Genomic DNA, 12258 nt, shown 5'->3' with positions numbered 1-12258 from the left:
GCGTCGCTCTACCACCTACATCCATGTAGGCGTCCTCGTAATGACAGCGGGGGCACGTTCTTCAGGAGAGCCAAGTAAAACCCATGTCCGGTTTCGAAACCTCCACCGCTTGCTTTCACTGCGGCCTACCGGTCCCGCCGACCGAGCATCACGGGTCGGATATCGATGGGGAGCGCCGTCACTTCTGCTGTCTCGGTTGCAAGGCGGTGTGCGAGGCGATCTATGAGGCTGGGCTGGAGGGTTTTTACCAGCGGACTCCCGACGGGAGCCTGCTGGCACCGCCGCCCGAACCTCCCCGGGACGCGGCAATGTACGACCTGGACGATGTCCAGGCCGAGTACGTCAGGGATTTGGGGGAGCAGCGTGAAATCCACCTCCTGGTGGAGGGCATCCATTGCGCCGCCTGTGTTTGGCTGATTGAGCGTACCCTGGGGCGGATGGAGGGCGTGCTGGCGGCGAGTGTCAATCTGTCCGGTAGACGGCTGCTGGTGCGTTGGGACAATACCCGGGTCCGGCTTTCGGAGATCATCGGCCGTTTGGCCCGGATCGGCTACGCGACCGTGCCCTTCGACCCGGAGGCGGCCGAGGGTGCGCTGAAAAAACAGAACCGCAGCATGCTGTTTCGCCTGGCTTTCGCCGCCTTTGCCGTGATGAACCTGATGTGGATCTCGATTGCTCTCTACTCGGGGGCGGACCAGGGCGAATTCCGTGGCCTGTTTCACTGGGTCGGATTCGGTCTCGCCACCCCCACACTGTTCTACTCGGGATGGCCCTTTTTTCGGGGCGCCTGGACCGGTCTTCGCAACCTGCACCTCACCATGGACTTTCCAATCGCCCTCGGTGCGACTACCACCTGGGCCTACTCGGTCTATGTCACCCTGAGCGGCACTACCGGGGGAGATGTCTATTTCGATACGGTGGTGAACTTCATGTTCGTCATCCTCATCGGGCGCTATCTCGAGGCGATGTCGAAACGTCACGCCGTTGCCGCAACCCAGCGGCTGATGGACCTGCAGCCCCGGGTGGCCACTCTCCTCAGCGACGGTGATGAACAGATTATGCCCATCCGCGCGGTGAAACCGGGTGACACCGTCCTGGTGCGTGCGGGCAACAAGGTTCCGGTGGATGGTCGGGTCATCGAGGGTCGCAGCCAGGTCGATGAGTCGATGCTCTCCGGGGAGGCCGAACCGGTTAGCAAGCGTGTGGGAGATACCGTTTCGGCGGGAACCATCAACGTCCACAGCGCGCTCACGGTGCGGGTCGAGGGCATTCTGGGCAACACCGCCCTGGGACGCATCATTACCATGGTCGAGCAGGCGCAGGCCTCCCGTGCGCCGATACAGCGACTGGCGGACCGGATTGTGCCCTGGTTCGTTCTGACCACGCTGGTGCTTGCTTCGATCACTTTCGCCTACTGGTTGGGCGAAGACTTCGAGGTGGCCCTTACGGCGGCGACGGCGGTTCTCATCATTACTTGTCCGTGCGCGTTCGGGATGGCCACCCCCATGTCGATTGCGGTGGCATCGGGGCAAGGCGCCCGGCACGGCATACTGGTCAAGAATGGCGCGGTGCTGGAGACCCTTTCACGGGTGTCGCACGTGGTGTTCGATAAGACCGGGACCCTTACCGAAGGGCGGATGCAAGTCCGGGAGGTCGCCGTTCGTGGAGTTGGGGAGCAGGAGCTACTGGGCGTCGCGGCATCGGTGGAGCGCTTCTCCGAGCACACCATCGCCCGCGCGGTGGTCGATGAGGCCGAGAACCGGAATATCGATTGGCGCTCCCTGGACGTAAACGGGTTCGAGAGTGAGCCGGGCCTTGGCGTCGTCGCCCGGGTGGCGGGGCGGCAGGTGGTTATCGGTACCCGGGCCTGGCTCGACCGGCACGGTATTGCCGCAGTCGAAGAGCTCAACGAGCGCGCCCGCGAGCTGGAGGAGGAGGCAATTACCTGTGTGCATGTGGCGTTCGGCGGACGTGAAGTCGGCATCGTCGCGGTGGCGGACCGCTTGCGGTCCGACGCCGGCGCTCTGGTCGAGAGCCTGCGGGCGACCGGGATTCGTATGACCCTGCTCACGGGAGACCGGCGTCGGGTCGCCGAAGCCACTGCCGGTCAGCTCGGCGGCATGGAGGTCATGGCCGAGGTGCTGCCGCGCGACAAGGATCGGGTCATCGGCGAGCTCCAGGCCCGGGGAGAGTGCGTCGCCATGGTGGGGGACGGGGTCAACGATGCCCCGGCACTGATCCGCGCCGATGTGGGTATTGCCGTGGGATCCGGGACGGACGTCTCCATCGAGTGTGCCGACATCGTCCTGATGAGTGATGAGCTGGAAAAGGTACGGCTGGCGACGATGCTCTCGCGACGGACCCTCCGCACCATCCGCCAGAATATCGGCCTGTCGATGACCTACAACGCGATCATGGTGCCGCTGGCGATGGCCGCATTCATCACGCCGCTGGTGGCTGCCATTGCGATGCCGATCAGCTCCCTGCTGGTGATCGGCAATGCAGCCCGCATTCGCACGCTGTTCAAAACCTCGCGCAGTGAACCACCGGTTGCGGCGAACCCTGCCGCCGGCACGCTCCCATCCGCCTGTGGTCCATGCGGAAAATAATGTGGCACTCAGAGCCCCGCTAATGGGCCAAAGCCCGGGCTGCAGGGGAATGGCGCGCCCCTTCCAGAGCCGGTTAGGGTGCACCCTATCTCCGGAACAGCCAGAACAGCAGGGAGAGGATGAGGCTGACCAGGATTGAGGTGGTCACGGGAAAATAGAAGCGGAAATTCTCCCGCTCGATAACAATGTCTCCCGGCAGTCGTCCCAGGCCGATTTTTTGCAGCCACGGCAGGGCCAGGCCGATGACGACCAGGGCAATGCCGAGAATGATCAGAAATCGGGACATGGGACTAAGTGATTAACCACAGAGGACACAGAGGTTTGCCTTCAAAAGTAGTAACTGCTCGCCCGGGTGATCGCGCACGGCCCCGTAAATCCGTCATCCCCGCGTAGGCGGGGATCCAGCGGAGAGAGCGGTAATGGCCAAGAAAACCAGCCGTCATCCCCGCGTAGGCGGGGATCCATTTTGAGCCATGCTTCTGTTCTCTGGATTCCCACCTCCCCCTACGCGGGGGGACAGGGGATGAAGGAGGGGGTGAGTAGTTACCAAAAGTAAATGAAACTCGCCTGCTCAAAGGTCAACATGGATCTGTTTTTCTGGTTCCTCTGTGCCCTCTGTGGTTTGAACCGTCGATCAATCCAGCTTCTTGACGCCGTCGGGCGTGCCCATCAATACGACGTCGGCAGGATCGCGTGCGAACAGACCATTGGTGACGACACCGACGATGTTGTTCAGCTCCTGTTCGAGCCTGGCCGGCTCCATGATTTGCAGGCCGTGCACATCGAGGATGATGTTGCCGTTGTCGGTGACGAAGCCTTCCCGGTAGACCGGCTCACCGCCCATTTTAACCACCTGACGCGCCACCAGGCTGCGGGCCATGGGGATCACCTCGATCGGCAAAGGGAATTGGCCGAGGATGTCCACCACCTTGCTCTCATCGACGATGCAGACGAACTGCCGTGATGCGGCGGCGACAATCTTTTCGCGGGTCAACGCGCCGCCGCCGCCCTTGATCAGCTGGCCATAGCGGTTGGTTTCATCGGCACCATCTACGTAGACCGCGATCTCATCGACCATATTGAGGTCCAGCACCTCGATGCCGTGGCTCTTCAAGCGGTCGGCACTCGCCTTGGAGCTGGCGACGGTGCCATTGATCTTGTGCTTGATCCCGGCCAGGTAATCGATGAAGTGATTGGCTGTAGAGCCGGTACCGACACCGACAATGGTATCGGCTTGTACATATTCCAGAGCGGCCTTGGCCACCGCTTTTTTCATTTCGTCCTGAGTCATGGGAAACCTTTTCTCTAAGTGCTTCGCTTTATTTTTCGAATCGTGATGTGGGTGGCAAATCGCCTATATACGTACAGGATATCAAAGATTGAGAGCGGGAGGCCCCCTGGCCAACATTGCCCAGGGCAACCGCCTACTTTGAAGCGATGCAACTGCTTGATATCGGGTCGTGGGCAGCACGACGGCATGGACGCAGGAGGTAGAATCTACATTCCTGTAAGTCGTATTCACGGCGTACCTGATATCAAGCACTTGCGTCGCTCGCCAAGCACCAAGCTTGTTATGTGTTTGCCCTGGAGTGCGTACTCCTTTATATCGTCGTGCCGCTTCGGTATCTTGTAGCTCTTTCCCAGCGACCGACGCATTCATGCCCATCGACTATCTGAAGCGTATTCTCACCGCCCGGGTCTACGACGTCGCCGTCGAGACTCCCCTGGAGCATGCGCCGACGCTCTCCCGGCGCTTCGACAACAGAGTATGGCTGAAGCGCGAGGACCTGCAGCCGGTCTTTTCGTTCAAGCTGCGTGGTGCCTACAACAAGATGGTGAATCTCACCGCCGAGCAGCGCGCCCGCGGCGTGGTCGCCGCATCGGCGGGAAACCATGCTCAGGGGGTAGCGTTGTCGGCGCAGAGGCTGGATATCGAAGCGCTCATCGTCATGCCGGAGACCACCCCCGAGATCAAGGTGGACGCCGTCAGGAATCTCGGGGCTCGAATCGAACTGTACGGTAACGCCTACAACGAGGCTGCGGAGTTCGCACAGAGGATGGTCGAAGAGCACGGAATGACCTTCGTTCACCCCTACGATGATCCTGAGGTGATCGCCGGTCAGGGGACGATTGCGATGGAAATCCTGCGCCAGCATTCGGGTGACATCGACGCCATCTTCGTCCCGGTGGGCGGCGGCGGGCTAATCTCGGGCATCGCCACCTACGTGAAGGCGCTCAAACCCGGCATCAAGGTGATTGGCGTCGAACCGGATGATGCCCCCTGTATGTATGAGGCGTTGAAGGCGGATCAGCGGGTCATTCTCGATCAGGTCGGCATCTTTGCCGATGGCGTTGCCGTGCGCCAGGCCGGTGAGGAGCCGTTTCGGATCGCCCGCGAGTTCGTGGACGAAATCATTCTGGTCTCCAGTGATGAAATCTGCGCCGCTATCAAGGATATCTTCGAGGATACCCGTTCGATTGCAGAGCCAGCGGGCGCCCTGGGCGTGGCGGGTCTCAAGAAGTACGTCAATCGCGAAAAGATCCAGGGGGCTGAACTGATTGCCATCGACAGCGGCGCCAATATCAATTTCGACCGCCTGCGTCACGTGGCAGAACGGGCCGAAATCGGTGAGCGTCGCGAGGTCCTGTTTGCCGCCACCATCAGCGAACGGCCCGGGAGCTTCCGGCAATTCTGCGACCTGCTCGGTAAGCGTCAGATCACCGAATTCAATTATCGTTACGCTGACGCCTCGGAGGCGCATGTCTTTGTCGGGGTACAGACTTCCGGTGACGATGTGGATCGGGAGGCGCTGCTCGACCTGCTGCGCGATAACGATATCCCGGCGCTGGATATGTCGGACAACGAAATGGCAAAGCTGCATATCCGCTATATGGTCGGCGGTCGCTCCGACGCGCCCAACGAACGGCTGCTGCGGTTCGAGTTTCCGGAGCGTCCGGCAGCGCTGATGCGCTTTCTGAACAGCATGGGACAGCACTGGAACATCAGCCTGTTTCACTACCGCAATCATGGTGCGGCCTATGGCCGGGTATTGGCCGGTATCCAGGTGCCCCCCGAAGACAATGACGCATTCACCCGGTTTCTCGATCAGTTGGGTTATCGCTGGTGGGAGGAGACCGAAGACCCGGTCTATGAACTGTTCCTGCGCTGATACAGGGCAACTTCACCGCAGAGACGCTACGAAAGCGAACCACTGAGGGCCCTGGGGGTATTTAGGGAACCTCTAAAGATTTATTTTTCGTCACTCCCGCGAAAGCGGGAGCCCAGTAAAATCAAACGGCTGGATTCCCGCTTTCGCGGGAATGACCAAGTTATAGAAGTGCCCTGACCAGTCCTCGGCGTTGCTTCTGCAGCGGTCTACTCCAGCCCCAGAATGTATTCCCACTGCTGTTCGGTAACCGGCATGATCGACAGCCGGTTGCCGCGACGCAGGAGCGGGAAATCCTCCAGGGCGCCGGCATGCTCCTCCTTGAGTTCCTGCAGGGATATCGTGCGTTTGAGTCTGCGAACGAACCTGACGTCCACCATGTACCAGCGCGGTTTGTCCGGATCGCTTTTGGGATCGTGGTATTTCTCATCAGGATCGAAGGCCGTGTAGTCCGGGTACCCTTCACGGACCACTTCGGCGATACCGACAATCCCCGGGATCTTGGTATTGGAGTGGTAAAAAAACACCCGGTCGCCCACCTGCATCTGGTCGCGCATCATGTTTCGGGCCTGGTAATTGCGAACACCATCCCAGTGATCGGTGCCATTCGGCAAGGCGGCGAGGTCGTCGATGCCGAAGGTATCGGGTTCGGATTTCATCAGCCAGTACTGCATACGTTTCCTCTGTTTCTGTGAACTGGTCGGTATTACTACATCTAGAGGGCGTTATTCTTGCCATGAACCCTGTAGGGCCATTGACAATCAGTTACAGGTTAGCTATACAGGGGGTCGCTCTTAACATTAAAATTTTTGTGGTTATTGTCGGAGGCGCAATGAGAAGTCGAAAACCCGATCTCCTGGTCGTTCTTGCGATACTGGTCGTAACGGGCGTGCTGGCCACCAGCGTCGCCCAGGGCATGATTGGCGATTCCCGGCCGCAAATCGAAGCGCAACGCTAAGGCGAAGAAAACGTGCCTTAAGGACCCCTCGTGTCAGCGGGGTTCGCGTCAGCCCCTCTCTCCAGTCCGTAGAAGCGCGTTTCGGTGACGATGCCGTTCATGGGCACATCCCAGGACTCGCATGGCAGCATGCCCACCCGCTGGAATTCAAAAGCTGTGCCCAGAATATGGGGCTTACGCCAACGTTGGCGTCGATTCAGATAGGCGAAGGTGCGGTCGTAAAAGCCACCGCCCATGCCCAGCCGGTTGCCCCCTGCATCAAAGGCCACGAGCGGTGCCAGCACCAGGTCCAGGGTCCAGGCTCTGCGTATGGCTGAATACGCCACTTTCGGTTCGGGAATACCAAACCGGTTCGGGACCATCCTGGTATCCGGCCGGTACGGCGCGAACCAGAGACGATTATGGAACAGCGGGCTCAATACGGGTAGGTAACAGCATTTCCCCATCTGACAGGCACGTTCAGCCAGAGCTTGCAGGTCCACCTCGCCATCATTACTGATGTACAGCGCGATATGGCGGCTGCGTCGGAACATCGGTGTGCGCATCAGTCGCATCACCAGTGCATCCGAGCGTCGCTGCCGTTCCCGCTCCGATAGAGCTCGCCTTTGCCGGCGCATGGTCCGGCGGATCTGGTTGCGTTCGGTTTGATTCACGTGGCGAGTCGTCAGGAGGAGAATTGGAGGGAGGGTACCACCCGGAGTGCCGCCGGCGCCGTTACCTTGAACCCTTGGTTCAAGTGGGTCCAGCAACCAGCACGTTAGGCTTTCCGACGCACGGGCATGCACACGGCGCTGGTGTATAAGGTCCCGGGTGGTGCTTATCGGCTCAAGAATTGCCGACGCGCAGAGCGCACACCCCAGGCGATACCCAAAACAACTTTAATTCTACAGCTCTATCTGATGACCCTCTTTTTGGAGGGCCGTTTCAATCTTGTCCTGCATCACGCGCAGGCGTTCGCCGAGATCCCGATTGTAGCCGTTTTCGAGGCCGCGCTCTTCAATAAGTTCATGCGCGATGTTCAGCGCGGCCATGACCGCGATACGCTCGCTACCGATAACCTTACCGCTATCCTTGATCTCCCGCATCTTACGGTCAAGCATGCGTGCCGATTCGTGCAGCGCCTCTTTCTTCCCGGGCGGACATCCCACGAGAAACTCTTTTCCGAGGATCACAACCTTCTGTTCAATCGGGTCGTGCATTAGTTCTGCTCCATCGATTTGAGCCGGGCGATCATCGCCTCGACGCGCCCGCGGGCCTCCTCCGTCTTCTCGATAAGACGCGCCCGCTCGGAATTGAGCGTCGCCTGGCTTTCACGAAGCGATCGATTCTCATCCCTGAGACGCTCAACACAGTGGATGAGTTCATCCACATACCGCTCAAGGGCTCTCAATTCGGTATCATCCGCACTCATCTACGGCAAGCTGTTGAATTCAGCGAAAACGCGGCGTCTTGTGTACTGTTGCATGCTTGGCGATACTTTCAGAGCCCCCAAAAACGTCAGGACAAGGCGCAGCGCGCAGCGTGCAACAGTACACTAGCTGCCGTCCAGTATAAAAAGAAAACTCACTATAGAATGGCAGAATAGAGCGGTCAATGTCGGTCTTTGTTCAGAGAACTCCGGCACGGTGCTGGCAGCCAGTCGGAGTCAGGTAATCGTAGCAAACAGGTGGGAGCGCGAGACGGAATTTCCCCATTGTCGAGGAGCATGCTGCCCGGTAGATTACTCCCGAGTACACTAGGAGCCTGTCTGATAACATGGTTTTTTGTAGGTTGGGGTGAGTTATGCGAACCCCAACGCTGATTTTGTTGGGCTTCGTTCCTCAGCGCCAACCTGCATTTTGGAGTCCATTGCTATTCTCGGACAGGCTCCTAGGATCGGCTTATCAATAAACCCTCCCGGTCGTGACAGCGATATTGCCGGGATGGCCTGACCGAGGTTCGGATGAGTGATAACCACCAGGCAATCGAGCAGCTGACCCGCGCACTCGAAACTGTCAATCGTAAAATCGGGGCCGTGGAGTGCCACGGATTGTTGACCGGCCTCCTGTGCGCCAAGTCGGGGCTGAACGAGCAGGAGTGGGTCCGGTTTATTGCTGCAGGAGAGAATCCAGAGGAGGGGGAGGCCGTCTTCAAGGCGCTCTATAGCGAGACGGTGCGACAGCTGGAGAACACCCTGCTGGACTTCCATCCCTTGCTGCCGGATGAAGATGAAGCCCTGGAAGAGCGCGTGGTCGCTCTCGCCGAATGGGTGCAGGGGTTCCTGCTGGGGCTCGCTGAAGGGGGGAGTGCGGATCCGGACAAACTGCCGGAGGACAGTGCGGAAATCGTCCGCGATTTTGCCCATATCGCCGGTGCCGAGAGCTATGAGTTCGGCGAGAGTGACGAAGATGAAAGCGCGTACACCGAGTTACTCGAGTATGTGCGAACCGGCGTGCTGCTGGTCAATGAGGAGGTCAACCCGACCAAAGCCCCGCCGCTGGGCGATGTTACGCTGCATTAGGGGCTAGTGGTCATCTTCAGGGTAAACGCATACGCTCATGGCTCGAGCCGGCGAACGACATCAGCATGCGGTTGCCCTTTTTGTCATCCTCACCCTTATATGTAGCTAGCGATCAATTTATGGAAAAGAAGGAATTCGAACGTCGTCGCCGTCGGTTGATGAAAGAGATGGGCGACAACAGTATCGCTATCCTGCCGACCGCTCCGGAGCGGCAGCGCAATCGCGACGTGGACTATCCCTACCGACCCGATTCGGACTTTTACTATCTCACCGGCTTTCCGGAGCCCGAAGCCGTCGTGGTGCTGGTGCCTGGCCGCCGCCATGGCTCTTACATACTCTTCTGCCGTGAACGCGACTCCCGGATGGAGACCTGGAACGGTCGCCGAGCCGGATTGGACGGGGCGGTAGAGGCGTATGGTGCCGATGACGCCTTTCCCATTTCCGACATCGACGACATCCTCCCCGGTCTACTGGAGAACCGGGATCGCGTCTATTACGCCATGGGGTGCCATGCCGAGTTCGATTCCCAGGTCATGGAGTGGGTCAACCGGCTGCGCAAGAAGGCCCGCACCGGCGTGCACACTCCCGGCGAATTCGTGGATCTCGACCACCTGCTGCATGACATGCGCCTCTACAAGTCGGCTGCGGAACAGCGGGTGATGCGCCAGGCCGCGCGTATCAGCTCCTCGGCCCACCGCCGCGCCATGGCGGCCTGTCGTCCGGGCATGTGGGAGTACCAGATCGAAGCGGAACTGCTGCATGAATTCATGCGCCACGGAGCGCGTTCGCCGGCCTATCCTTCCATTGTCGGCGGCGGGGAGAACGGCTGCATTCTGCACTACACCGAGAACGCCAGCCGTTTGAACGATGGCGACCTGCTGCTCATCGATGCCGGTTGCGAACAGGAGTGTTACGCATCCGATATCACCCGCACCTTTCCGGTGAATGGCCGTTTCAACAGAGAGCAGCGGGCACTCTACGAACTGGTGCTCGAAGCCAACCGCGCCGCCATCGCCCAGGTGAAACCGGGCAATCACTGGAATCGGCCCCATGAAGCTGCGGTCAAGGTCCTGACCCGCGGTCTGGTGAGACTCGGCCTGTTGAAGGGAGAGCCTGCCACACTGATCAAGAAGGAGACCTACCGGCATTTATTCATGCACCGCACCGGGCACTGGCTGGGGATGGACGTGCATGATGTGGGTGACTACAAGATTGGCGATCAGTGGCGGGTTCTGGAGCCGGGGATGACACTGACCATCGAGCCCGGCCTCTATATCCCGGCGGGGAGCAAGGGTGTGGCGAAAAAGTGGTGGAACATCGGTATCCGCATCGAAGACGACGTGCTGGTCACCAAGGCGGGCTGCGAGGTCTTCACCGATGGTGCTCCCAAGGACCCGGATGAAATCGAAGCCCTGGTGGGGACGGCCTAGAGCACCGAACCAATAAACGCCAAGTCTATCGGTTGTCTCCGGTATTGGCCGAAAGCATGGAAATCCCCCTTCCCCACGGGAGGGGGTTAGGGGGAGGGCGATCTAAATAAAGTCGTGGCGTTTATACATCCCCATCTCCCCAGCCCTCGCTCGTGGAGAGGGCATGTTCGCCCTCCGCCGGTGGTTTAGTTTGTTCGGGTGCTCTAGGAGCATGTTCGAACACGGGGAATATACGGGGTTCTATGATTGCCCCGTGGGGGATTGAAAAGGGGCCTGAAAATGGATTATGACATTCTGATTATTGGCGGCGGCATGGTAGGGGCGAGCCTGGCCCATGCGCTGAAAGAGGTGCCACTGCGCATCGGTCTGATCGAGGCGGTGCCGCTCGCGAGTGTTGGAGAGCCCGGTTTCGATACTCGGGCGATCGCTTTGGCCCAGGGCTCGAAGCGGATCCTGGACGCGATCGGTGTCTGGGAAGCCGTGGAGGCACTCGGCGTATCCCCCATCCGGCAGATCCATGTTTCGGACAAGGGTCACTTCGGAACCACGCGTCTGTCCGCTTCGGAAGAGGGAGTGGAAGCGCTGGGCTACGTGGCCGAAGCCGGCGTCATCGGGCGTGGCCTGATGGCGTCTTTCGACAGTCTGCACCATGCCGAACTCATCTGCCCGGCGGCGTTCAGGGATCTGGAGTTTGCCGAGGACCACGCGCGGGTCGAAGTGGAGGAAGAGGGGCGGCGGCGCGACCTCACCTGCAAGTTGGTGGTGGCCGCCGATGGCGGACGTTCCGAGATCCGCGAGCGGGTCGGGGCCCGTTTACTCAAGCTGGGCTATGGACAGACCGCCATCATTGCCCACGTGGTCACCGACCAGCCTCATGGCGGCACGGCCTATGAGCGTTTCACCGATTCCGGGCCTATGGCCCTGCTGCCCAACACCGCCCCCGAGGGAACAGAAGGGGGCGAGCAGGGCGACCGGCGCCGGTCACTGGTGTGGACCGTCAGGGATGAACAGGTGGATGAGGTCCTGCTGTGGGATGATGCGAGCTTCCTCAAACGCCTCCAGACCCGCTTCGGCGGACGTGCCGGGAGCTTTCTGGAGGCGAGCCCGCGCTGCGCCTATCCCCTCGGCCTGCAATTCGTGCGTGATCCGGTGCGCCGGCGTCTCGCCTTTATCGGCAATGCCGCCCATATCGTTCATCCGGTCGCGGGACAGGGTTTCAATCTGGGGCTCCGGGACGTCGCGGTACTGGCGGAGGTGCTCGCCGATGCAGTCCATCGCGGCAGCGATCCCGGCGCCCTGAAGAATCTCCGCGGCTACGCCCGCTGGCGCCGCCCCGACTACCTGCGGGTGATGGCCATGACCGACGGACTGGCGCGCACTTTCTCCAACGAATTTCTTCCGGCCGTGGTCGCACGGAATCTGGGGCTGATCGCCATGGAAGTGCTGCCCCCCGCCCGCCACCTGCTGGCGCGCCAGGCTATGGGACTCACCGGCCGACTCCCGCGCCTCGCCCGAGGGCTCCCGGTGTATTGAGATACGAGATACGAGGTACATCACCTTGCGACCTTCCTCGCATCTCGTATTTCGCACCTCG

General features: G+C 60.2%; 12 protein-coding genes and 1 other RNA gene. 6 read left to right on the top strand and 7 right to left on the bottom strand.

The window, feature by feature from the left end; all coding sequences use genetic code 11:
• Positions 1–83: 83 nt before the first annotated feature.
• On the top strand, positions 84–2609 hold the full coding sequence (locus Q7L05_RS13340) for a heavy metal translocating P-type ATPase (RefSeq protein WP_303907549.1): 2526 nt from the start codon (positions 84–86) through the stop codon (positions 2607–2609).
• 85 nt (positions 2610–2694) lie between these two features.
• Here the strand turns inward: Q7L05_RS13340 and Q7L05_RS13335 are convergent, their stop codons facing one another.
• Both Q7L05_RS13335 and rpiA read right to left on the bottom strand, forming a co-directional pair.
• The gene (locus tag Q7L05_RS13335; protein ID WP_092996366.1) at positions 2695–2895 is read right to left on the bottom strand and encodes a DUF2905 domain-containing protein; all 201 of its coding nucleotides are present in this window, start codon (positions 2893–2895) and stop codon (positions 2695–2697) included.
• Between the two features lie 348 nt (positions 2896–3243).
• Positions 3244–3900 (bottom strand): ribose-5-phosphate isomerase RpiA, encoded by a 657-nt coding sequence (gene rpiA / locus Q7L05_RS13330; protein WP_303907545.1) that lies wholly within the window; start codon positions 3898–3900, stop codon positions 3244–3246.
• A 367-nt stretch (positions 3901–4267) separates the two neighbouring features.
• Between rpiA and ilvA the strand changes: the two genes are divergently transcribed.
• The gene (gene ilvA / locus Q7L05_RS13325) at positions 4268–5779 is read left to right on the top strand and encodes a threonine ammonia-lyase, biosynthetic (RefSeq protein ID WP_303907542.1); all 1512 of its coding nucleotides are present in this window, start codon (positions 4268–4270) and stop codon (positions 5777–5779) included.
• A gap of 206 nt (positions 5780–5985) precedes the next feature.
• Here the strand turns inward: ilvA and Q7L05_RS13320 are convergent, their stop codons facing one another.
• Positions 5986–6450 (bottom strand): EVE domain-containing protein, encoded by a 465-nt coding sequence (locus tag Q7L05_RS13320; protein WP_303907539.1) that lies wholly within the window; start codon positions 6448–6450, stop codon positions 5986–5988.
• Between the two features lie 158 nt (positions 6451–6608).
• Between Q7L05_RS13320 and Q7L05_RS13315 the strand changes: the two genes are divergently transcribed.
• Positions 6609–6734 (top strand): hypothetical protein, encoded by a 126-nt coding sequence (locus tag Q7L05_RS13315; protein WP_303907536.1) that lies wholly within the window; start codon positions 6609–6611, stop codon positions 6732–6734.
• Positions 6735–6751: 17 nt separating this feature from the next.
• Here Q7L05_RS13315 and Q7L05_RS13310 read toward each other — a convergent pair whose 3' ends face one another.
• The 4 genes from Q7L05_RS13310 to Q7L05_RS13295 all read right to left on the bottom strand — a co-directional run bounded on the left by Q7L05_RS13310 (position 6752) and on the right by Q7L05_RS13295 (position 8145).
• Positions 6752–7387 (bottom strand): 5-formyltetrahydrofolate cyclo-ligase, encoded by a 636-nt coding sequence (locus Q7L05_RS13310; RefSeq protein ID WP_303907534.1) that lies wholly within the window; start codon positions 7385–7387, stop codon positions 6752–6754.
• A 34-nt stretch (positions 7388–7421) separates the two neighbouring features.
• Positions 7422–7600: non-coding RNA, 6S RNA (gene ssrS / locus Q7L05_RS13305), on the bottom strand.
• 18 nt (positions 7601–7618) lie between these two features.
• Entirely contained in the window at positions 7619–7933 is a 315-nt protein-coding gene (locus tag Q7L05_RS13300; protein ID WP_303907532.1) for a cell division protein ZapA, read from the bottom strand.
• The gene (locus tag Q7L05_RS13295; RefSeq protein WP_303907529.1) at positions 7933–8145 is read right to left on the bottom strand and encodes a TIGR02449 family protein; all 213 of its coding nucleotides are present in this window, start codon (positions 8143–8145) and stop codon (positions 7933–7935) included. Before Q7L05_RS13295 ends, Q7L05_RS13300 begins: the two co-directional genes overlap by 1 nt.
• A gap of 531 nt (positions 8146–8676) precedes the next feature.
• On the opposite strand from Q7L05_RS13295, the gene Q7L05_RS13290 reads away from it, so the two are divergent.
• The 3 genes from Q7L05_RS13290 (at position 8677) to ubiH (ending at position 12197) form a co-directional block, all read left to right on the top strand.
• Positions 8677–9234 carry a YecA family protein gene (locus Q7L05_RS13290; RefSeq protein WP_303907528.1) on the top strand — a complete coding sequence of 186 codons (558 nt, stop codon included), beginning with the start codon at positions 8677–8679 and terminating at the stop codon, positions 9232–9234.
• A 119-nt stretch (positions 9235–9353) separates the two neighbouring features.
• Positions 9354–10664, top strand: a complete 1311-nt coding sequence (gene pepP / locus Q7L05_RS13285; RefSeq protein ID WP_303907525.1) for a Xaa-Pro aminopeptidase — start codon at positions 9354–9356, stop codon at positions 10662–10664.
• Positions 10665–10943: 279 nt separating this feature from the next.
• Positions 10944–12197 carry a 2-octaprenyl-6-methoxyphenyl hydroxylase gene (ubiH, locus tag Q7L05_RS13280; protein ID WP_303907523.1) on the top strand — a complete coding sequence of 418 codons (1254 nt, stop codon included), beginning with the start codon at positions 10944–10946 and terminating at the stop codon, positions 12195–12197.
• Positions 12198–12258: the final 61 nt, after the last annotated feature.

This window comes from Thiohalomonas denitrificans (genome assembly GCF_016841685.1).
Classification (GTDB): domain Bacteria; phylum Pseudomonadota; class Gammaproteobacteria; order Thiohalomonadales; family Thiohalomonadaceae; genus Thiohalomonas; species Thiohalomonas denitrificans_A.
This window is presented reverse-complemented; position numbering and strand designations above follow the sequence as displayed.